The 19,700-nt window shown below is 72.8% G+C and carries 18 protein-coding genes; 11 read left to right on the top strand and 7 right to left on the bottom strand.

Features of this window, described 5'->3' with window-relative positions:
• The first annotated feature begins 79 nt into the window (after window positions 1-79).
• Window positions 80-2,803 (top strand): AbfB domain-containing protein, encoded by a 2,724-nt coding sequence (locus IOD16_RS09535; protein ID WP_201439728.1) that lies wholly within the window; start codon window positions 80-82, stop codon window positions 2,801-2,803.
• Between the two features lie 43 nt (window positions 2,804-2,846).
• A complete protein-coding gene (locus IOD16_RS09540) occupies window positions 2,847-3,143 on the top strand; it encodes a hypothetical protein (RefSeq protein WP_201439729.1) in 297 nt (98 codons plus the stop codon).
• A gap of 506 nt (window positions 3,144-3,649) precedes the next feature.
• Here IOD16_RS09540 and IOD16_RS09545 read toward each other — a convergent pair.
• Window positions 3,650-4,873 (bottom strand): S8 family peptidase, encoded by a 1,224-nt coding sequence (locus IOD16_RS09545; protein ID WP_236594856.1) that lies wholly within the window; start codon window positions 4,871-4,873, stop codon window positions 3,650-3,652.
• A 260-nt stretch (window positions 4,874-5,133) separates the two neighbouring features.
• On the opposite strand from IOD16_RS09545, the gene IOD16_RS09550 reads away from it, so the two are divergent.
• A complete protein-coding gene (locus IOD16_RS09550; protein WP_201439730.1) occupies window positions 5,134-6,963 on the top strand; it encodes a DNA/RNA non-specific endonuclease in 1,830 nt (609 codons plus the stop codon).
• 27 nt (window positions 6,964-6,990) lie between these two features.
• Here the strand turns inward: IOD16_RS09550 and IOD16_RS09555 are convergent, their stop codons facing one another.
• On the bottom strand, window positions 6,991-7,587 hold the full coding sequence (locus tag IOD16_RS09555; protein WP_201439731.1) for a CGNR zinc finger domain-containing protein: 597 nt from the start codon (window positions 7,585-7,587) through the stop codon (window positions 6,991-6,993).
• A gap of 85 nt (window positions 7,588-7,672) precedes the next feature.
• On the opposite strand from IOD16_RS09555, the gene IOD16_RS09560 reads away from it, so the two are divergent.
• Window positions 7,673-8,455 carry an MBL fold metallo-hydrolase gene (locus IOD16_RS09560; RefSeq protein ID WP_201439732.1) on the top strand — a complete coding sequence of 261 codons (783 nt, stop codon included), beginning with the start codon at window positions 7,673-7,675 and terminating at the stop codon, window positions 8,453-8,455.
• Between the two features lie 53 nt (window positions 8,456-8,508).
• Here IOD16_RS09560 and IOD16_RS09565 read toward each other — a convergent pair whose 3' ends face one another.
• The 5 genes from IOD16_RS09565 to rpmB all read right to left on the bottom strand — a co-directional run bounded on the left by IOD16_RS09565 (window position 8,509) and on the right by rpmB (window position 10,715).
• Entirely contained in the window at window positions 8,509-9,522 is a 1,014-nt protein-coding gene (locus tag IOD16_RS09565) for a TerC/Alx family metal homeostasis membrane protein (protein WP_201439733.1), read from the bottom strand.
• Between the two features lie 251 nt (window positions 9,523-9,773).
• Window positions 9,774-10,016, bottom strand: coding sequence for a 30S ribosomal protein S18 (rpsR, locus tag IOD16_RS09570; protein WP_201439734.1), 243 nt, complete (start codon window positions 10,014-10,016; stop codon window positions 9,774-9,776).
• Window positions 10,013-10,309 (bottom strand): 30S ribosomal protein S14, encoded by a 297-nt coding sequence (gene rpsN / locus IOD16_RS09575; protein WP_201439735.1) that lies wholly within the window; start codon window positions 10,307-10,309, stop codon window positions 10,013-10,015. Before rpsN ends, rpsR begins: the two co-directional genes overlap by 4 nt.
• Window positions 10,309-10,476 (bottom strand): 50S ribosomal protein L33, encoded by a 168-nt coding sequence (gene rpmG, locus IOD16_RS09580; protein ID WP_201439736.1) that lies wholly within the window; start codon window positions 10,474-10,476, stop codon window positions 10,309-10,311. The genes rpsN and rpmG overlap by 1 nt, the downstream gene beginning before the upstream one ends.
• Complete coding sequence (rpmB, locus tag IOD16_RS09585) at window positions 10,476-10,715, bottom strand: 50S ribosomal protein L28 (RefSeq protein WP_236594857.1); 240 nt, start codon at window positions 10,713-10,715, stop codon at window positions 10,476-10,478. Before rpmB ends, rpmG begins: the two co-directional genes overlap by 1 nt.
• 49 nt (window positions 10,716-10,764) lie before the next feature.
• Between rpmB and mrf the strand changes: the two genes are divergently transcribed.
• The 7 genes from mrf to narJ all read left to right on the top strand — a co-directional run bounded on the left by mrf (window position 10,765) and on the right by narJ (window position 19,641).
• Window positions 10,765-11,859: a ribosome hibernation factor-recruiting GTPase MRF gene (mrf, locus tag IOD16_RS09590; RefSeq protein ID WP_201439738.1), complete on the top strand. Its 1,095-nt coding sequence runs from the start codon at window positions 10,765-10,767 to the stop codon at window positions 11,857-11,859.
• Window positions 11,856-12,107: a type B 50S ribosomal protein L31 gene (locus IOD16_RS09595; protein ID WP_123742583.1), complete on the top strand. Its 252-nt coding sequence runs from the start codon at window positions 11,856-11,858 to the stop codon at window positions 12,105-12,107. Before mrf ends, IOD16_RS09595 begins: the two co-directional genes overlap by 4 nt.
• Window position 12,108: 1 nt before the next feature.
• A complete protein-coding gene (gene rpmF, locus IOD16_RS09600; protein WP_201439739.1) occupies window positions 12,109-12,270 on the top strand; it encodes a 50S ribosomal protein L32 in 162 nt (53 codons plus the stop codon).
• 90 nt (window positions 12,271-12,360) lie between these two features.
• Window positions 12,361-13,602 carry an MFS transporter gene (locus IOD16_RS09605; RefSeq protein WP_236594858.1) on the top strand — a complete coding sequence of 414 codons (1,242 nt, stop codon included), beginning with the start codon at window positions 12,361-12,363 and terminating at the stop codon, window positions 13,600-13,602.
• Window positions 13,599-17,309, top strand: coding sequence for a nitrate reductase subunit alpha (locus tag IOD16_RS09610; RefSeq protein WP_201439740.1), 3,711 nt, complete (start codon window positions 13,599-13,601; stop codon window positions 17,307-17,309). Before IOD16_RS09605 ends, IOD16_RS09610 begins: the two co-directional genes overlap by 4 nt.
• Window positions 17,309-19,003, top strand: a complete 1,695-nt coding sequence (gene narH / locus IOD16_RS09615) for a nitrate reductase subunit beta (protein ID WP_201439741.1) — start codon at window positions 17,309-17,311, stop codon at window positions 19,001-19,003. Before IOD16_RS09610 ends, narH begins: the two co-directional genes overlap by 1 nt.
• On the top strand, window positions 19,000-19,641 hold the full coding sequence (narJ, locus tag IOD16_RS09620; protein WP_201439742.1) for a nitrate reductase molybdenum cofactor assembly chaperone: 642 nt from the start codon (window positions 19,000-19,002) through the stop codon (window positions 19,639-19,641). Before narH ends, narJ begins: the two co-directional genes overlap by 4 nt.
• Window positions 19,642-19,700 lie beyond the last annotated feature (59 nt).

Raw genomic sequence — 19,700 nt, forward strand, 5'->3', positions numbered from 1 at the left:
ACGGCAAGTGACCCAGGTCACGAGCACTCGCGTCACGAGCACCCACGTCACCAGCACCCTGCCGACCGTGGAGCCACCCATGCGCAAGCTGTTGTCCGGCCTGACCGGACTGCTGGTCCTCAGCACCCTCCTCGTCGCCCTGCCCGCCACCGCCGGCGCGGCGGTCTGGCAGCCCAAACCGGCGCCGCTCACCACCCCCTGGACGGCACAGGTGTCGCCCACCAACGCGCTGCCCGAGTACCCGCGCCCGCAGCTGGTCCGGCCCGACTGGCTCACCCTCAACGGCGTGTGGGAGTTCGCCGGCGCGCCCGACCTGTCCTCACCGCCCTTCGGCCGCACCCTCGCCGAGGCCGTCCTGGTGCCCTACCCGATCGAGTCCGCCCTGTCGGGCATCAAACGGCACGAGGACCACATGTACTACCGCCGCACCTTCACCACCCCGACCGGGTGGAGCGGCCGCCGGGTGAAGCTGAACTTCGGCGCGGTCACCTGGGAGACCCGCGTCTGGGTCAACGGCGTCGGCGTCGGCGCCCACACCGGCGGGTTCGACGCGTTCTCGTTCGACATCACCTCCGCGCTGCGCGCGGGCGCGAACGAGGTCGTCGTCGGCGTGCGATCCACAGTGGACGGCAACCTCCACCCCATCGGCAAGCAGCGCCGCAACCCCGGCGGCATCTTCTACACCGCCGCGTCCGGCATCTGGCAGACGGTGTGGCTCGAACCGGTCGCGGCCGACCACATCACCCGCCTGGACACCACACCGGACGTGCCGGCGGGCGTGCTCGACCTCGTCGTGCAGGGCACGGCCGGCCAGTCGGTGCGCGCCGAGGCGCTGTCCGGCGGGCAGGTCGTCGGCACGGCCGTCGGCACGGTCGGCTCCCACCTGCGCGTGCCGGTGCCCAACGCGAGGCTGTGGTCGCCGGACGACCCGTACCTCTACGACCTGCGCGTCACCCTGGGCGGCGACGTCGTCACCGGCTACTTCGGCATGAGGTCGCTGGGCAAGGCGATGGTCGGCGGCGTGATGCGACCGCTGCTCAACGGCAAGTTCGTGTTCCAGCTCGGCACCCTCGACCAGGGCTACTGGCCCGACGGCATCTACACCGCGCCCACCGACGCCGCGCTGCGCTTCGACCTGGAACGGCAGAAGGCGCTCGGCTTCAACATGGTGCGCAAGCACATCAAGGTCGAACCGGCGCGGTGGTTCTACCACGCCGACCGGCTCGGGCTGATGGTGTGGCAGGACATGCCTGCGCTCGACGCGGTCGACGAGGTTCCCGGCGGGCACGCCAACTTCGAGTCCGAGCTGCGGCGCATCCTCGACCAGCTCAAGGGCATCACGTCGATCGTGCAGTGGGTGCCGTTCAACGAGGGGTGGGGCGAGTACGACGCCGGCCGGATCGTCGACCTGGTCCGATCCGTCGACAACACCCGGCTGATCAACCACAACTCGGGCTCGAACTGCTGCGTCTCCGACCCCGACCCGGGCAACGGCGACGTCATCGACGACCACGCCTACCAGATGTCCGCCGCCACCCGGCCGCCCGACGCCACCCGGGTCGCGGTGCTGGGCGAGTACGGCGGACTGGGGCGGCGGGTCGCCGGCCACGAGTGGCAGCCGGGCGCCGGCTTCGCCTACGGCGACCTGTACCCGGACGAGGCGTCGCTGACCGGGCGGTACGTGGAGATCACCAAGGAAGTCGGCCGGTTCGTGCACACGCGCGGGCTGTCGGCCTCGGTGTACACCGAGCCGTACGACGTGGAGAACGAGGTCAACGGCTTCTACACCTACGACCGCCAGGTGCTGAAGATGTCCGAGGCGCGGGTGCGGGAGGTCAACCGACGGGTGCTCGCCCTGGCCGACGGCACCGAGGTCGGACGTGGCGAGGTGATCTCCCTGCGGGTGACCACGCCCGGCTACACCGACCGGCACCTGCGGCACCGGGACGGACTGGCGCGCACCGACGTCATCGCCGACGACCTGGGCCGGTTGGACGCCACCTTCTGGGCCCGGCCCGGGTTGGCGGACGCGGCGTGCCTGTCGTTCGAGTCGCGCAACTTCCCCGGGCGGTACCTGCGGCACTCCGCGTCACGGGTGCGGTCGGACGCCCACGACGGGACAGCCGGGTTCTCCTCCGACGCCACGTTCTGCGCGCGCGCCGGGGCCGGCGGGACCGTCCTGGAGTCCCGCAACCTGCCCGGCCGGTTCATCCGGCACTACCAGGAGGGCGTCTACCTGGCGCGCCCCGGCGGGACGAACCCGTGGGACAGCTCCACGAGCTTCGCGGCGGACACCACCTGGGCGGCGGTCGTGCCGCTCTGGCGCAGCGGCGCGGACCTGCCGCTGGACCAGGCGCGGTCGTTCCGGGTGACCACCCCCGGCTTCACGGACCGCTACCTGCGGCACCGGGACGGCCTGGCGCGCACCGACGTGGTCGACGCCGCCAGTCCGGCGTTGGCGAAGGGCGACGCGACGTTCGTCGTGCGGCGCGGCCTGTCGGACCCGTCCTGCTACTCGTTCGAGTCGAGGAACGTGCCGGGCCAGTACCTGCGGCACGCGGCGTTCCGGGTCCGGTTGGGCGCGTCGGACGGCAGCGACCTGTTCCGGCGGGACGCCACGTTCTGCGCCCAGCCCGCGGCCGGCGGCGTGCGGTTGGCGTCGGTGAACGAGTTGGGCGCGAGCGTCCGGCACTACGCGGAGGAGGTGTGGGTGGCGGTGAACGGCGGCGCCCACGCGTACGACAACCCCGCGTCGTACGACGCGGACGTGAGCTGGGCCGTGACCGCGCCCTGGACGCCCTAGTCCTTTGTGGACCCGCACGGTGGTGCTGCTACCGTGCGGGCCCATGAAACGGTTCGCCGTGCTCGGCACGGTGCTGCTGTGCGTCTTCGCGCCGATCGCCATGGTGTACGGGCTGATGGCGTTCACCCCGACGGGTAGTTGCGACTACCCGGTGTCGGGTGTTTGCTCGTACGGGCGGGTGCCGATGATCGTCGCGGCCGGCGGCACCGCGTTGGTGTGGGCGGGTTCGGCGGTGCTGACGTGGGCGGGCACGCGCGGCCGGCCCCGCGTGTACGTGCCCTACGCGGCGATCGCCGTGATCGCGGCGCTGCTGGTCGTGGCCGGGCGGCTGGCCGGGTAGTCCGACCACCACGATCGGGTGAATCTCACCAACCCGATCAAAGATAACGGCGTTTCTGGAACCCTGAAACGTCGGTTGAACAAAGAGGCCGCCCTCAACCACCGAAGCCTGCGCCCCGACCGGCAGCCCGGGATCGGATCGAAGCGCGGGGCACCGGCGCCGGGCATCGGAGAAGCGGCGTACTGCTGCGGGACATCGGAAGGCGACGTACTGCCGGCAGGGGACGACCCGCGGCAGCCTCCGGGGTCTCCGGCATCGACACACCACGACTCCCGATGCCCGGGCCCAGGACTCCCGGCATCCTTGCCCCTTGCCCTCGCCGCTCGCCCTGGGGAACTGCCTCCGCCGAGGCGCGTCCGCCGGTGGCCGATGCCCGGTGGCCGGCGGTCGGCGGTCGCGCGAACCGCCGGATCGGCCGGCGCCGCACCTCGCCACCCTCAGGCGGCGGCCTGCGTGGTCGCACGCAGGCCGCCGTCGACACCCGCGACCGGGCCCGCGCGAGCGGGCTAGACCGGGATCATGCCCATGAACAGCAGCAGGTTCGGCGATCCCGTGCCGGGGTTGGCGACCACGCCGGGGGTGGCGTTGGCCCGCAGCGCCTCGGCCACGGCCACCGCCGAGTCGCCCGGGAACCGGTGCCGCCACAGCGCCGCCACGCCCGCCGCGTGAGCGGACGCCGTGGAGCCGCTGATGGTCGAGTACGCGGTGTCCGAGGTGCCCCACGCCGACGTGATGTTCACGCCCGGCGCCCACACGTCGATGCACGTGCCGTAGTTGGAGAAGCTCGCCTTCGCGTCGTTGGCGTCCGTCGCGCCGACCGTGGTGGCCAACGGCGTGCTGCCGGGCGAGTAGGCGCACGCGTTGGCGTTGGAGCCGCCGGACACCACCGAGTAGTGCACGTTGGCGTTGATCGACCTGGTGATGGCGTCGTTGAACGCCTGGTTCGCCGTGCCGCCGAGCGTCATCAGCGCGACCGCCGGCCGGCCGCTCGCCGCCGCGTCCTGCGTCGCCCAGTCGATGCCCGCGATGATCTGCGAGTACGTGCCGGAGCCCTGGCAGTTCAGCACCCGCACGGACACCAGGGTCACGTCCTTCGCCACGCCGGTGGTCCCGCCGCCGACTGTGCCCGCCATGTGCGTGCCGTGGCCGTTGCAGTCGTTGCCGGGCGGGGTGACGCCGCCGACCGTGTCGAGCCCCGGCACGGCCCGGCCGGCGAACTCCTGGTGCGTGTACCGGATGCCGGTGCCGAAGACGTACGCCCGCACGGTCGACGCGGTGTTCGGGTGGAAGTACTTGTGGTCCAGCGGCAGGGAGTGCTGGTCGATCCGGTCCAGGCCCCAGGACGGCGGGTCCGGTTGGACCACCAGGTCCTGCGCGGTGACGTCCGGCGCGGCCAGGTCGCGGGCGTCGAGCCGGACGCGCGCGTCCTGCGCGATGTAGGCGACACGGGGGTCGGCGGCGAGCCGGTCGACCTCCGCGGCGGTCGCGCGCACCGCGAAGCCGGGCAGGGCCGTCCGGTAGGTGAACGTGACGTTGGCCGCCGCGGACCGGGCGGCGGCCAGGTCCTCGTGCCGCTTCAGCACCACGATGTAGCTGCCCGCCACGGCGTGCGCCCGGTCGGCGTGCAGCACGGGAGCGGGACCGGCGTGCGGTGCGGGGGCGGCGTGCGCGGTCGGGGCGACGAGGCCGGCCAACAGCGCGCCCGCCACGGTGACGTGTCTGATCTTCACAGCTCCTCCAACAGGCAGGGTTTCGTCGGGGAACGTGCTCGTCCTTGAACCACAGCACGTGCACCGGGGCGGCGACAGGTCCGATCAGAGTTCAAAGATCAGTCGTCCGATGGTCAACTTTCCGCCTTCTCGAGGGTGCAGACTGCATTCGGTGGTCAGACGTTGGGCTGAATGGGTGAACGCGACGGGTTCGAGCTAACACCGGATCGGGTGACGTCGACAGCAAGGCCACCGGCGCGCACACACAGGGGGTTGCGCTCATGGTCAAGAAGAAGAACGGTCTGCAGGCGTCGCTGAGGCGGTTCGTGCGCACCAAGGGCGCCGACTACCTGCGCGACCCGAACGTGTCCTCGATCGGCATCGGCTACAAGGTGGCCGACGGCAAGCCGACGGACCGGATCGCCATCCAGTTCACCGTCCGGCAGAAGGTCGCCGAACCCGAGGCGTTGCGCGCGCTCGGCACCGCGCCGCTGCCCGAGGTGATCGAGGTAGACGGCGTGCCCGTGCCCACCGACGTGCTGCAACGCGACTACCGGGTCGACTTCCACGTGGTGGGGGAGGCGGTCGGCGACGTGCGCAAGACGCGCGTCGACCCGGTCGCGCCGGGCGTGAGCCTGGGGCACGTCCGCGTCTCCGCGGGCACCTTCGGCTGCGTCGTCTACGACCGGGTCGACGGCACCCCGTACGTGCTGAGCAACTGGCACGTGCTGCACGGCCCGAACGGCGCGCTGGGCGAGGACGTGGTGCAGCCCGGCGTGCACGACGACAACCGCACCGACCGCAACCGGCTGGGCCGGCTCGTCCGGTCGCACCTCGGCGCGGCGGGGGACTGCGCCGTCGCCACCATCGAGGACCGGCGGTTCGAGGCGGAGGTCCTCGACCTCGGCGTGGCCGTGGAGCAGCTCGGCGAGCCGGAGCTGGGCGACAAGGTCGTCAAGAGCGGCCGGACGACCGGCGTGACGCACGGCGTGGTCCGGCGCGTCGACACCCTCGTCAAGATCGACTACGGGCCGGGTGTGGGTCAGCGGCAGATCGGCTGCTTCGAGATCGGGCCCGACCCGGCGCGGCCCGCCGCCGACGGCGAGATCAGCATGGGCGGCGACTCCGGCTCCGCGTGGCTGTTCAAGGCGGCCAACGGCCGGACCGGCAAGACCATGGCGGGCCTGCACTTCGCGGGCGAGTCGGGCGACAGCCCGGACGAGCACGCGCTGGCGTGCCTGCCCGGCTCGGTGTTCGAGAAGCTGGGCATCACGCTCACGCCGCCGCGGCGGGTCGAGGCGGCCGCGCTGGTCGGGTTCGACGAGAACTTCCTCGGCACGCCGGTGGGCGTGCCGGAGCTCGGCACGGCGGCGCGGGCCGACGCGGTCGAGCTGGACGGGTCGGTGGTGGTCGACTACACGCACTTCTCGTTGGCGCAGAGCAAGTCGCGGCGGTTCGCGTTCTGGGTGGCGTGGAACATCGACGGCGGCGACCTGAAGTCGATCAACCGCACCGGCATCCCGTTCGTGCTCGACCCGCGGCTGCCGGCGCAGTTCCAGGTGGGCGACGAGCTGTACCGGGGCAACCGGCTCGACCGCGGCCACCTGGCCCGGCGCGCCGACCTGCTCTGGGGGCCGAAGGCGGTGGCGCAGAAGGCGAACGTGGACTCGTTCTTCTTCACCAACATCACGCCCCAGATGGACGACTTCAACCAGAGCATGCGGCAGGGGCTGTGGGGCCGGCTCGAGGACGCGGTGATGTCCGACGTGGACGTCGACGACCTCCGCGTGAGCGTCTACGGCGGCCCGGTGTTCCGACCCGACGACCGCGTGTTCCGGGGCGTGGCGCTGCCGCGCGAGTACTGGAAGGTCATCGCCTTCACATCGGCGGGCACGCTGAAGGCGCGGGCGTTCGTGCTGACCCAGAACCTCGACCAGCTGGAGTCGCTGGACCTGGACGAGTTCCGGGTGTTCCAGGTGCGGTTGGGTGAGGTCGAACAGCGCTGCGGCTTCACGTTCCCGACGGCGTTGACGGCCGCGGACACCCTCGTCGTGCCGGAGTCCCTGGACGAGCGCGCACCGCTGGAGGCGTTGAGCGACATCGTGTGGTGAGGCGCGGCGTGCGGTGGGGCCGCCCGGTCAGCTCGCCTTCACCGTCCGCCGGGCGTAGGAGCGGGCGGCGCGGGCGCGGTCGCCGCAGCGGGTGGAGCACCAGTGGCGGCGGCCGTGGCGCAGCAGGTAGCGGTTGCACGGGGTCGAACCGCAGTGGGTGAGGCGGTCGGCGTCGGGTGAGGTGAGGAGGTCGGCGGCGTTGGCGGCGAGCGTCGCGAGCGCACGGTCCAGGATCTCGTCGGTGGGGCACGGGGTGGCGCGGTAAGGGCCGGTCCGCTCGTCCCACCGCAGCAGGGCGGCCGTCGGCGCCTTGCTCAGCGCGTCGTTGACGGCGGACAGCGCCGCCGGCAGGGCGGGCACCCCGGCGACCCGGGCGGCGAACAGCGACCTGAGGTTCTCGCGCAACGAGCGCAGCTGCGACGCGCACATCTCCCGCACCCCGGCGTCGGCGGGCGCGAGACCGCGGTCGAAGAGCCACTGGTTCGTGCCGCCGGGTGTGCCGAGGAAGTCGGCGAACTGCCCGCCGGGCAGCGCGACGGCGCTGTTGACGAAGTCGACGGCCAGGTAGTCCTCCGCGCCGGGGGCGGGTGGCAGCACGGCGTCGTCGACCGGGGCGTCCCTCATGGGTCTCATGGTACGAGTTGTGTTCTTCCGTGAGAAGCGGCTACCGTCCCTCACGGATAGCCCTTTGATCATCCGTGAGGTTCTGATGACCGGCACCACCAGCGATCGGCTCGCCGTCCGCGTCTTCGGCGGCCCGACCGCCCTGTTCGAGCACGGCGGGCTGCGCTTCCTGACCGACCCCACGTTCGACGAGCCCGGCGACTACCCCGTGCCGCGCGGCACGCTGACCAAGACCGCGCCCTCCGCCGCCACGCCCGCGGACCTGGGCCGGGTCGACGTCGTCCTGCTCTCCCACGACGAGCACCCGGACAACCTCGACCGGGCCGGTCGGGCGCTGCTCGCCGCCGTCCCGCTCACCCTCACCACGCCCGGCGGCGGGCAGCGGCTGGGGGGTGGGGCCAAGGGGCTCGCCGACTGGGAGTCGGTCGAGCTGGACCGCCCCGGCGGCGGCACGGTCACGGTGACCGGGGTGCCCGCCGTCCACGGCCCGCTGACCCGCGCCGAGGTCGAGCCGCTCACCGGCCAGGTCGTCGGCTTCGTGCTGACCGGGGAGGGCCTGCCCACGGTCTACGTCAGCGGCGACAACGCCTCGCTCGACGCGGTCCGGCAGGTCGCCGACCGCTTCGGCCCGGTGGACACGGCCGTCCTGTTCGCCGGCGCGCCCCGGTTCCCGGTCCTCTTCGACGGCGCGGTGATCGTCCTCGACAGCGCGCAGGCCGCCGAGGCCGCCGGCATCCTCGGCGCGCGCCAGGTGGTGCCCGTCCACTACGACGGCTGGGCCCACTTCACCGAGGGCCGTGACGACCTGGTGGCCGCGTTCGCCGCCGCCGGCCTGGCCGACCGCCTGGACCTGGGCGACCGGGGCTGACCGGCACGCGCCGGTCGACCGTCCCGCGCCGGGCGGTCGACCGGCGGTGGTGCTCAGCCCCGCGGCGCGGCGGCCTGCTCGTCGTCGGCGCGCCGCCGGGAGCGCAGGCTGGTGACCGTGACGACGACGAGCACGCCGATGATCACCACCAGCGAGACGGGGGTGGGGATCTCCGGCACGCCCGGCCAGATGCCGTGCGCCCAGTGCAGCACCAGCTTCGCCCCGATGAACGCCAGGATGATCGCCAGCCCGTGGTTGAGGTGGACGAGCTTGGCCAGGGCGGAGTGCAGCACGAAGTACAGGGCGCGCAGGCCGAGCAGGGCGAACGCGTTCGTGGCGAACACCAGGTAGGGGTCGTCGGTGATGCCGTAGACCGCGGGCACCGAGTCGACGGCGAACACCACGTCGGTGGCGAAGACCGCGACCACCACGACCGCCAGCGGCGTGAGCGCGCGCCGTCCGTGCTCGCGCACCGTCAGCCGGGTGCCGCGGTAGTCGTCGGTCACCGGCATGAGCCGCCGCAGCAGCCGCACGGACCGCATCCGGGAGACGTCGCGCTCGGCGGCGGGTCCGCTGACCGCGTCGTGCAGCAGCTTCACCGCCGAGGCGAACAGGACCAGCCCGAACACCAGGAACGCCCACGTGCCGGCCGACAGCATCGCCGCGCCGGCCGCGATGAACACGCCCCGCAGCACCAGCGCCCCGACGATGCCGTAGAGCAGCACGCGCTGCTGAACGGCGGTGGGGACCGCGAAGGCCGCGAGCAGCAGCATGAACACGAACAGGTTGTCCACCGACAGCGACTTCTCGACCACGAACCCGGTCATGAACTCCAGGGCGCGGTCGCTGCCGGCGAAGCTCCACAGCCAGAGCCCGAACGCCACCGGCAGCGTGAGGTAGAACACCGACCACCCCGCCGCTTCCCGCATCGACACGTCGTGCGGACGGCGGGTGACCACGAAGTCGGCGACCAGCAGCGCGACCAGGACGGCGATGCTGATCAACCACAGGCCGGGCGACCCGACGGAGTCGGCGGGGCTCGCCGAAGCGAGGACGTGCACGGGCATCGAGGCTCCTCGAACGTTGCGGTTCGAGGTCTCCTTCACCCTGACGGGCGGCCCGCCGGGGACACCTCTCGGGATGTCCGTACTGACCGGTCGGGCGCTTGGGAAGTACTCCCCTCGGCGCCCAGTATCGGGCACGACGACCGAAGAGTAAAGAGATGGTCAAATGGTGGACGGGCCGCCGCCGCGGTGGCGGCGGGCGGCCCGCGGCGGACGAGGGGCCGCCGTCCCCCCGAAGACGGCGGCCCGCCTGGTCACCGCCCCTGGCCGGGGTAGGGGAGCAGGGCCATCTCGCGGGCGTTCTTGATCGCCGTGGCGACCCGGCGCTGCTGCTTCGGGGTGAGGCCGGTGACCCGGCGGGAGCGGATCTTGCCGCGGTCGGAGACGAACTTCCGCAGCAGGGCCGCGTCCTTCCAGTCCACCTCGGCGACGCCCTCCCCGGCCAGTAGGTTTACCCGGCGTTTCGGCGCGCGTTCGCCCCGGGGCGCCCGGCTCACCAGCTCGCCTTGCCGACGCCGGGCAGCTCGCCCCGGTGCGCCATCTCGCGCAGCCGGATGCGGGACAGGCCGAACGCGCGGTGGAACGCCCGGGGGCGGCCGTCCACGGCGTCCCGGTTGCGCAGCCGCGTGGGGCTGGCGTCGCGGGGCAGCTTCCGCAGTGCCCGCTGCGCCTCGCCGCGCCGCTCGGGGTCGGTGCGGATGACCTCCTTCAGCTCCGCGCGGCGCTCGGCGTGCCGGGCGACCACCTCCCGCCGCTGCCGGTCCTTGGCGATCTTGGACTTCTTGGCCATCAGCGCTCCTCGCGGAAGTCGACGTGGCGGCGCACGACGGGGTCGAACTTGCGCAGCACCATGCGGTCGGGGTCGTTGCGGCGGTTCTTGCGGGTGACGTAGGTGTAGCCGGTGCCCGCGGTGGACCGGAGCTTGATGATCGGCCGCACGTCGGTGGACTTCGCCATCAGACCTTCTCCCCCCGCGCGCGCAGCTCCGCGACGACCGACTCGATGCCGCGCCGGTCGACGGTCTTGATCGCCTTGGTGGACAGGGTGAGCACGACGTGCCGGTTCTCCGAGGGCAGCCAGTAGCGGCGGCGCTGGGTGTTGGGCAGCCAGCGCCGCGACGTGCGCCGGTTCGAGTGCGAGACCTGGTTGCCGAAGCCCGGCTTGCGGCCGGTCAGCCGGCAGTGGCGCGAGGACACACGACCTCCTGAATTGAAATGACAATCGTTTCCAGTTACGGTACCCCACATGGGAACCGAGGTGGTACTGGTGGCCGGGCTCGCGCACCACGACGTCGCCGACGAGGTCTGGCGCGCGTCACCGGGGTCGGCGCTGGTCCGCCACGACCTGAGCGACCTGGCCGAGGGCGTGGTGCGCCGCTGGGTCGACGGCCGGCTGACCGTGCTGGAACTGGCGCACGGGTGCGTCTCGTGCACGCTGCGCCTGGACCTGCTGCCGCTGCTCGAACGCCTGGGCGGCCGAGTGGTCGTGCACCTGGACCCGGCGCTGGAGCCGGAAGCCGTCTGCTTCGCCCTGAGCGGGCTCGACGTCCGGGTCGAGGCCGTCATCACGGTGGTCGACCGGACCACGTGGCTGACCGACGCCACCGGCGAGGTCACGCTGGCCGAACGCGGCCTGGCCGCGGCCGCGACCGACGAGCGGACCGTGGCGCAGGTCGTGGTGGGTCAGGCGGAGTTCGCCGACGCGTTGGTGATGACGGGCGTCGGCGGCGGCGAGGCGCTGGACGCCGTGCTCGACCGCCTGTCGCCGCTCGCGCCGCGCCACGACCTGGGCACGCTGGACGTGCCCGCCCTGCTCGCCGCGATCCCGCCCGACGCGCGCCGGGGCCGCGTCGACGACGGCTTCGGGCCGCTGCTGCGCGGCCGGCCGCCGCTGGACCCGGCGCCCGGCGCGTCCGTCGTCCACTTCACGGCCCGGCGCCCGTTTCACCCGATGCGGTTGCACCAGGCCCTGGACGTGCTGCTCGACGGCGTGGTGCGGACCCGCGGCCGGTTCTGGGTGGCGAGCCGACCGGACGTCGCGCTGTGGCTGGAATCCGCCGGGGGCGCCCTGAACGTCGGCACGCTCGGCCCGTGGTTGGCGGCCGTGGACGACTGGTCCGAAGTGGACGCCGAGCGCCGGGCGTCGGCGGCGGCCCGCTGGGACGCGGAGCACGGCGACCGGTCGCAGGAGCTGGTGGTGATCACCGCCTCCGCCGCGCCGGACGAGATCGCGGAGGCGCTGCGCGAGGCGCTGGTGACCGACGAGGAGTCGGCGCTGGTCGACGAGCTGGAGTTCGTCGACCCGTTCGCCGAGTGGCACGACCAGATGGAGGAGCTGTGAAGCAGGGCATCCACCCCGACTACCACCCGGTGGTCTTCCAGGACCAGTCGACGGGCAAGGCGTTCCTCACCCGGTCGACGGCCACGTCGAGCCGCACGATCGACTGGGAGGACGGCCGCACCTACCCGTTGATCACCGTGGACATCACCGCGGACTCGCACCCGTTCTGGACCGGCAACCAGCGGGTCGTGGACACCGCGGGCCGCGTGGAGAAGTTCAACCGCCGCTACGGCAGGAGGAGCCGCTGACATGGCCGTCCCCAAGCGCAGGACCTCGCGCAGCAACACCCGCCACCGCCGGGCGCGGTGGAAGGCCTCGGTGCCCGACCTCGTCCCCGTGACCACCTTGGACGGTCGCGAGGTGGCGGTGCCGCGCCGACTGGTGGCCGCGTACCGGCGCGGCCTGCTGTGACCACCGGGCGGGGTGACGTCGAGGTGCGGTGACCCCGACTCAGGGTGACGATGGCCGAAGCGCACCCGGAGCACGGACGAGGACTCGGCCATGGGCTTGTCAGCAGTGCCGGTCACGGATCACCGGCCACCGACCACCGGTCGGCGGGCGTTGATGCTCGGCCTGGCCACGATCGGGTTCGCGCTGAACTTCTGGGCCTGGGCGCTGCTGAGCCCGCTGGGGCCGCGGTTCAAGGACGACCTGGGGCTGAGCGCGTTCCAGCAGGCGCTGCTCGTCGCGGTCCCCGTGGTGGTCGGGTCGGTCGGGCGGATACCGGTGGGCGCGCTCACCGACCGGTTCGGCGGCCGGGTGATGTTCCCGCTGGTCTCGGCGGTGACGATCGTGCCGGTGCTGTTCCTCGGGCTGGTCGGGCACACGTCGCTGGCCGCGCTGCTGGTCGGCGGGTTCTTCCTGGGCGTGGGCGGCACCGCGTTCGCGGTCGGCGTGCCGTTCGTCAACCTCTGGTTCCCGCCCGAGCGGCGCGGCCTGGCGATCGGGATCTTCGGCGCGGGCATGGGCGGCACCGCGATCAGCGCCCTGACCACGGTGAAGCTGGTCGAGCGGTGGGGCGTGGCGACCCCGTTCGCGGTGACGGCGGTGGCGCTGGCGCTCTACGCGGTGGTCGCCGCCGTGCTGCTGCGCGACGCGCCGGGGCGGACGGCGCCGACCGGGTCGGTGACCGCCCGGATGGCCGCCACCGCGCGGCTGCCCCTCACCTGGCAGGCCTCGGCGCTGTACGCGGTGGCGTTCGGCGGGTTCGTCGCGTTCTCCGTCTACCTGCCCGCCTACCTGGGCGCCGCCTACGGCCTGGCGCAGGCCGACGCGGCCAACCGGATGGCCGGGTTCGTGCTGCTCGCGGTCGTGATGCGGCCGGTGGGCGGTTGGCTGTCGGACCGGTGGGACCCCGCCCGGGTCCTCGTCGCCTGCCTGGCGGTGGTGACGGTGGGCGCGGTCGTGCAGGCGTTCACGCCGCCGCTGATGCCGCTGGGCACCATCGCGTTCCTGGCCATGGCCGCCGCGCTCGGCGGGGGCAGCGGCGCGGTGTTCGCGCTGGTCGCCCTGCTCGCGCCGGCGGACAAGGTCGGCGCGGTCACCGGCGTGGTCGGCGCGGCCGGCGGGCTCGGCGGGTTCGTGCCTCCGCTGGTGATGGGCGCCCTCTACGGCGCGATGTCCTCGTACGCGCTCGGGCTCGCCGCGCTCGCCGTCGTCGCCCTGGCCTCGCTGCTGTTCACCGCGACCTCGGTGCGCCGTGCCGTGCGGGCGGTCGCCCCCGAGGGAAGGCGTGCGCCATGAGCACCGGGACCGGACCACCGCCGGGGCACGCCGGGCTGGACGGAGGGCTGGCCGAGGCACTGGTGCGCACCCGCCGCTTCTTCACCCGCGCCGACATCTCCCCGGACCTGCGGACCCTGCACAAGATCGGCGGGCGGCAGGCGGACGACTTCTACCGGGACCGGTGGAGCCACGACAAGGTGGTGCGTTCCACCCACGGGGTGAACTGCACCGGGTCGTGCTCGTGGAAGGTCTACGTCAAGGACGGGATCATCACCTGGGAGGCGCAGCAGACCGACTACCCGTCCGCGGGCCCCGACCGCCCGGAGTACGAGCCGCGCGGCTGCCCGCGCGGCGCCGCGTTCTCCTGGTACACCTACTCGCCGACCCGCGTGCGCTACCCGTACGTGCGGGGCGTGCTGCTGGAGATGTACCGGGAGGCCAAGGCGCGCACCGGCGATCCCGTGCTGGCCTGGGCCGACGTCGTGGAGGACCCCGAACGCGCCCGGCGGTACAAGGCCGCGCGCGGCAAGGGCGGCCTGGTGCGCGCGTCGTGGGACGAGGCGACCGAGATGATCGCCGCCGCGCACGTGCACACGATCAAGGCCCACGGGCCGGACCGGGTCGCCGGCTTCTCCCCGATCCCCGCCATGTCGATGGTGTCGCACGCCTCGGGCGCCCGGTTCGTGTCGCTGATCGGCGGCGCGATGCTGTCGTTCTACGACTGGTACGCCGACCTGCCGGTGGCCTCGCCGCAGGTGTTCGGCGACCAGACCGACGTGCCCGAGTCCGGTGACTGGTGGGACGCCGGCTACCTGGTCATGTGGGGCTCGAACCTGCCGGTCACCCGCACGCCCGACGCGCACTGGATGGCCGAGGCCCGCTACCGGGGGCAGAAGGTCGTCGCGGTGTCGCCGGACTACGCCGACAACGTGAAGTTCGCCGACGAGTGGCTCGCGGCGCAGCCCGGCACGGACGGCGCCCTGGCCATGGCGATGGGCCACGTCATCCTGCGCGAGTTCTTCGTGGACCGCCAGGCGCCCTACTTCGCCGACTACGTCAAGCGCTACACCGACCTGCCGTTCCTGGTCCGGCTCGACGAGCACGGCGACGTGCGCCGGCCCGGCAAGTTCCTCACCGCCGCCGACCTGCCCGACCCGCCCGCGCAGGCCGGTCGGGAGCACGCGGCGTTCAAGACCGTCCTGCTCGACTCCGCCACCGGCGAGCCGGTCGTGCCGGGCGGCTCCCTCGGGTTCCGCTTCGGCGAGCAGGGCGCGGGCCGCTGGAACCTGGACCTGGGCGACGTCGACCCGCTGCTGTCGGTCGGGCCGGGGGAGTCGGTCGTGGTGGAGCTGCCGCGCTTCGACGCCCCGGACGGCTCGGCGGCGGTGCTGCGGCGCGGGGTGCCGGTGCGCCGGGTCGGCGGGCACCTGGTCACGACGGTGTTCGACCTGCTGCTGGCCCAGTACGGCGTGCACCGCGAAGGGCTGCCCGGCGAGTGGCCCGCGGGCTACGACGACGCCGGGCAGCCGTGCACGCCCGCCTGGCAGGAGGCCATCACCGGCGTGCCCGCGCAGGCCGCCGCCCGGATCGGCCGCGAGTTCGCCGCCAACGCGGAGGAGACCCGCGGCCGGTCGATGATCATCATGGGCGCCGGGACCAACCACTGGTTCCACTCCGACACGATCTACCGCGCGTTCCTCGCCCTGACCACGCTCACCGGCTGCCAGGGCGTCAACGGCGGCGGGTGGGCGCACTACGTCGGGCAGGAGAAGTGCCGCCCGATCACCGGCTGGTCGCAGCTGGCGTTCGGGCTGGACTGGTCGCGCCCGCCGCGGCAGATGATCCAGACCGCCTACTGGTACCTGCACACCGACCAGTTCCGCTACGACCGCTTCGGCGCGGACACCCTCGCCGCCGCCACCGCGGGCGGACAGCTGGCCGGCAAGACCACCGCGGACGTGATCGCCCAGTCCGCGCGGATGGGGTGGATGCCGTCCTACCCGACGTTCGACCGCAACCCGCTGGACCTGGCCGACGAGGCGCGACGCGCCGGCGTGCCCGCCGCCGAGCACGTGGTGTCGGAGCTGAAGGCCGGGCGGCTGCGGTTCGCCTGCGAGGACCCGGACGCGCCGGAGAACTTCCCGCGCGTGCTGAGCATCTGGCGGGCCAACCTGCTCGGCTCCTCCGGCAAGGGCAACGAGTACTTCCTCAAGCACCTGCTGGGCGCGGACCACTCGCTGCGCGCCGAGCAGACCCCGCCGGAGCACCGGCCGAAGGACGTGGTCTGGCGCGACGAGGCGCCCGTCGGCAAGCTGGACCTGCTGCTGTCGCTGGACTTCCGGATGACCAGCACCACCCTCTTCTCCGACGTCGTGCTGCCCGCCGCGACCTGGTACGAGAAGCACGACCTCAACACCACCGACATGCACCCGTTCGTGCACTCGTTCAACCCGGCCATCGCGCCACCGTGGCAGACCCGGACCGACTGGGGCGCGTTCCAGACCATCGCGCGGGCCTTCAGCGCGCTGGCGGAGAAGCACCTGGGCGTGCGCGAGGACGTCGTGGCCACGCCGCTGATGCACGACACCCCCGACGAGCTGGCCACCCCGCACGGCGTGGTGCGCGACTGGAAGGCCGGCGAGTGCGAGCCGATCCCGGGCGTCACCATGCCGAGGCTCGCGGTGGTGGAGCGCGACTACACCGCCGTCGCGGCGAAGATGGGCGCGCTGGGTCCGCTGGCCGACTCGCTCGGCGCGACCACCAAGGGCGTCACCTTCCGGGTCGAGCGGGAGGTGGAGTACCTGCGGCAGCAGAACGGCGCCGTGCGGGGCGGTCCCGCGGACGGCCGGCCGTCGCTGGTGCGCGACGTGCACGCGTGCGAGGCGATCCTCGCCCTGTCCGGCACCACCAACGGCCACCTCGCCACCCAGGGCTTCCACACGCTCGAACAGCGCACCGGGACGCCGCTGGCCGACCTCGCCGCCGAGCACGAGGGCAAGCGGATCACCTTCGCCGACACGCAGGCCGCGCCGGTGCCGGTGATCACCTCGCCCGAGTGGTCCGGCTCGGAGACCGGCGGACGCCGCTACTCGCCGTTCACCATCAACGTCGAGCGCCTCAAGCCCTGGCACACCCTCACCGGCCGCCAGCACTTCTACCTCGACCACGACTGGATGGCCGAGCTGGGCGAGCAGCTGCCGGTGTTCCGCCCGCCGCTGGACATGCACGCGCTGTTCGGCGAACCCCGCGTGGGCGAGCAGGGCGAGCTGGGCATCACCGTCCGCTACCTGACGCCGCACTCCAAGTGGTCCATCCACTCCGAGTACCAGGACAACCTGTTCATGCTCAGCCTGTCGCGCGGCGGGCAGACCATCTGGCTGTCCCAGGAGGACGCGGCGAAGATCGGCGTGGCCGACAACGACTGGATCGAGGCCGTCAACCGCAACGGCGTCGTCGTCGCGCGGGCGGTCGTGTCGCACCGGATGCCCGAGGGCACCGCCTACATGCACCACGCCCAGGACCGGCTGATCGACGTGCCCCGGGCCGAGGCGTCCGGCAAGCGCGGCGGCATCCACAACTCGCTGACCAGGCTGCTGGTCAAGCCGTCGCACCTGATCGGCGGCTACGCCCAGCTGTCGTTCGCGTTCAACTACCTCGGCCCGACCGGGAACCAGCGCGACGAGGTGACCGTGATCCGCCGTCGTGCCCAGGAGGTGCGGTACTGATGCGCGTGATGGCCCAACTGGCGATGGTGATGAACCTGGACAAGTGCATCGGCTGCCACACCTGCTCGGTCACCTGCAAACAGGCCTGGACCAACCGCTCCGGCGTCGAGTACGTGTGGTTCAACAACGTCGAGACCCGGCCCGGGCAGGGCTACCCGCGCCGCTACGAGGACCAGGAGCGCTGGCGCGGCGGCTGGGCGCTGACCAGGCGCGGGCGGTTGAAGCTCAAGGGCGGCGGCCGGCTGCGCAAGCTGCTCACCATCTTCAGCAACCCGAAGATGCCCGGCCTCGACGACTACTACGAGCCCTGGACCTACGACTACGACACCCTCACCAACGCGCCGGCGCAGGAGCACACCCCCGTCGCCCGGCCCCGGTCGTTGATCAGCGGCGAACCGACCAAGATCACCTGGTCGGCGAACTGGGACGACGACCTCGGCGGCTCGCCCGACCACGGCGACCAGGACCCGATGCTCCAGGGCATCGCGGACAAGGTGAAGTTCGAGTTCGAGCGGACGTTCATGTTCTACCTGCCGCGCATCTGCGAGCACTGCCTCAACCCCTCGTGCGCCGCGTCGTGCCCGTCCGGCGCGATCTACAAGCGCACCGAGGACGGCATCGTGCTGGTCGACCAGGACCGCTGCCGCGGCTGGCGGATGTGCGTGTCGGGCTGCCCGTACAAGAAGGTCTACTTCAACCACCGCACCGGCAAGGCGGAGAAGTGCACGTTCTGCTTCCCCCGCGTCGAGGTCGGCATCCCCACCGTCTGCGCGGAGACGTGCGTGGGACGCCTGCGGTACATCGGGCTGGTCCTCTACGACGCCGACCGGGTGCTCGAAGCCGCCTCGACACCGGACGAGAAGGACCTGTACGAGGCGCAGCGGCGGGTGTTCCTCGACCCGAACGACCCGGTGGTGGTCCGCGAGGCCGAACGCGCCGGCATCCAGCGCGACTGGATCGAGGCCGCCCAGCGCTCGCCGATCCACGCGCTGATCACCACCTTCAAGGTGGCGCTGCCGCTGCACCCGGAGTACCGCACCATGCCGATGGTCTGGTACATCCCGCCGCTGTCGCCGGTGGTCGACGTCGTCCGCGACACGGGCCACGACGCCGAGGACCACGGCAACCTGTTCGCCGCCGTCGAGGCGCTGCGCATCCCGGTCGAGTACCTGGCGAACCTGTTCACCGCCGGCGACGTCGGGCCGGTGGACGCCGTGCTGCGCCGGCTCGCCGCGATGCGCAGCTACATGCGCGACATCAACCTCGGCCGTGAACCGCAGGAGGCCATCGCGGCGAAGGTCGGCATGACCGGCGAGCAGGTCTACGACATGTACCGGCTGCTGGCGCTCGCCAAGTACGACGAGCGCTACGTCATCCCGCCCGCGCACGCCGAGCAGGCGCACGGGTTGGAGGAACTGGCCGCCGAGTGCAGCCTCGACTACGAGGGCGGGCCCGGCATGGGCGGCTCCGGCCCGTTCGGCGAGGGCTCGGGCGGCACGTCGCCGATCGCGGTGGAGAACTTCCGGATGTTGCGCGACCGGCAGACGACCGACAGCCTCGCCGCGCCGGTCGACAAGGGCAGCCGGGTCAACCTGCTGAACTGGGACGGCAAGGGCCGCCCGGACGGCCTGTTCCCGCCGGCGGAGCGGCCCGGCGGGGGAGACCCGGCCGGCGAGGTGGAGCCGAAGCCGTGACCCCCACCGACGCGCAGCGCGCCACCGCGTGGCAGGTCCAGTCGTTGCTGCTGGGCTACCCCGACGAGCCGTGGTTCGCCCGGCTGCCGTTGCTGCGCGCCGCGACCGGCACGTTGCCCGCGCCGCTCGCCGTGCCGCTGGACGCGTTCCTGGACCACGTGGCGGCCACCTCGCCGACCGACCTCGCGGTCGACTACGTGGCGACCTTCGACCACCGCAAGCGGTTCAGCCCTTACCTGACCTACTTCGCCTACGGCGACACGCGCAAGAGGGGCATGGCGCTGCTGCGGTTCAAGCACGCCTACCGGGCCGCCGGCCTCGAACTGGACGACGGCGAGCTGCCCGACCACCTGGCCGTGGTGCTGGAGTTCGCCGCCACCGGCGACCCGGCGACCGGCCTGCGGCTGCTGGGCGAGCACCGCGCCGGGCTGGAGCTGATCCGCCTCGGGCTGAGGGAGGCCGGCTCGCCGTGGGCGCACGTCCTGGAGTCGGTGTCGGCGACGCTGCCGCCCCTGGGCCGCCACGAGCACGAGGCGATCGCCCGGCTGATCGCCGAGGGACCGCCGGAGGAAGAGGTCGGCCTGGCCCCGTTCGCCCCACCCGAGCACATGCCGCAACCGCGGGGAGGGCCGCGATGACCGCCCTGTCCGGGTTCGGGCCGCTGCCGCACGGGGGCTCGTGGTGACCGCGCCGCCGA

This window comes from Saccharothrix sp. 6-C (genome assembly GCF_016695385.1).
Taxonomy (GTDB): Bacteria; Actinomycetota; Actinomycetes; order Mycobacteriales; family Pseudonocardiaceae; genus Actinosynnema; species Actinosynnema texasense.

Bases quoted from the DNA above. Each gene is read 5' to 3' on its own strand.
- IOD16_RS09605 (WP_236594858.1), top strand. From the start codon at position 12,361: ATGGGCTTGTCAGCAGTGCCGGTCACGGATCACCGGCCACCGACCACC.
- IOD16_RS09565 (WP_201439733.1), bottom strand. From the start codon at position 9,522: ATGCCCGTGCACGTCCTCGCTTCGGCGAGCCCCGCCGACTCCGTCGGG.
- IOD16_RS09535 (WP_201439728.1), top strand. From the start codon at position 80: ATGCGCAAGCTGTTGTCCGGCCTGACCGGACTGCTGGTCCTCAGCACC.
- rpmG (WP_201439736.1), bottom strand. From the start codon at position 10,476: ATGGCGAAGTCCACCGACGTGCGGCCGATCATCAAGCTCCGGTCCACC.
- IOD16_RS09540 (WP_201439729.1), top strand. From the start codon at position 2,847: ATGAAACGGTTCGCCGTGCTCGGCACGGTGCTGCTGTGCGTCTTCGCG.
- rpsN (WP_201439735.1), bottom strand. From the start codon at position 10,309: ATGGCCAAGAAGTCCAAGATCGCCAAGGACCGGCAGCGGCGGGAGGTG.
- rpmF (WP_201439739.1), top strand. From the start codon at position 12,109: ATGGCCGTCCCCAAGCGCAGGACCTCGCGCAGCAACACCCGCCACCGC.
- IOD16_RS09555 (WP_201439731.1), bottom strand. From the start codon at position 7,587: ATGAGGGACGCCCCGGTCGACGACGCCGTGCTGCCACCCGCCCCCGGC.
- IOD16_RS09550 (WP_201439730.1), top strand. From the start codon at position 5,134: ATGGTCAAGAAGAAGAACGGTCTGCAGGCGTCGCTGAGGCGGTTCGTG.
- IOD16_RS09560 (WP_201439732.1), top strand. From the start codon at position 7,673: ATGACCGGCACCACCAGCGATCGGCTCGCCGTCCGCGTCTTCGGCGGC.
- mrf (WP_201439738.1), top strand. From the start codon at position 10,765: ATGGGAACCGAGGTGGTACTGGTGGCCGGGCTCGCGCACCACGACGTC.
- narH (WP_201439741.1), top strand. From the start codon at position 17,309: ATGCGCGTGATGGCCCAACTGGCGATGGTGATGAACCTGGACAAGTGC.
- IOD16_RS09610 (WP_201439740.1), top strand. From the start codon at position 13,599: ATGAGCACCGGGACCGGACCACCGCCGGGGCACGCCGGGCTGGACGGA.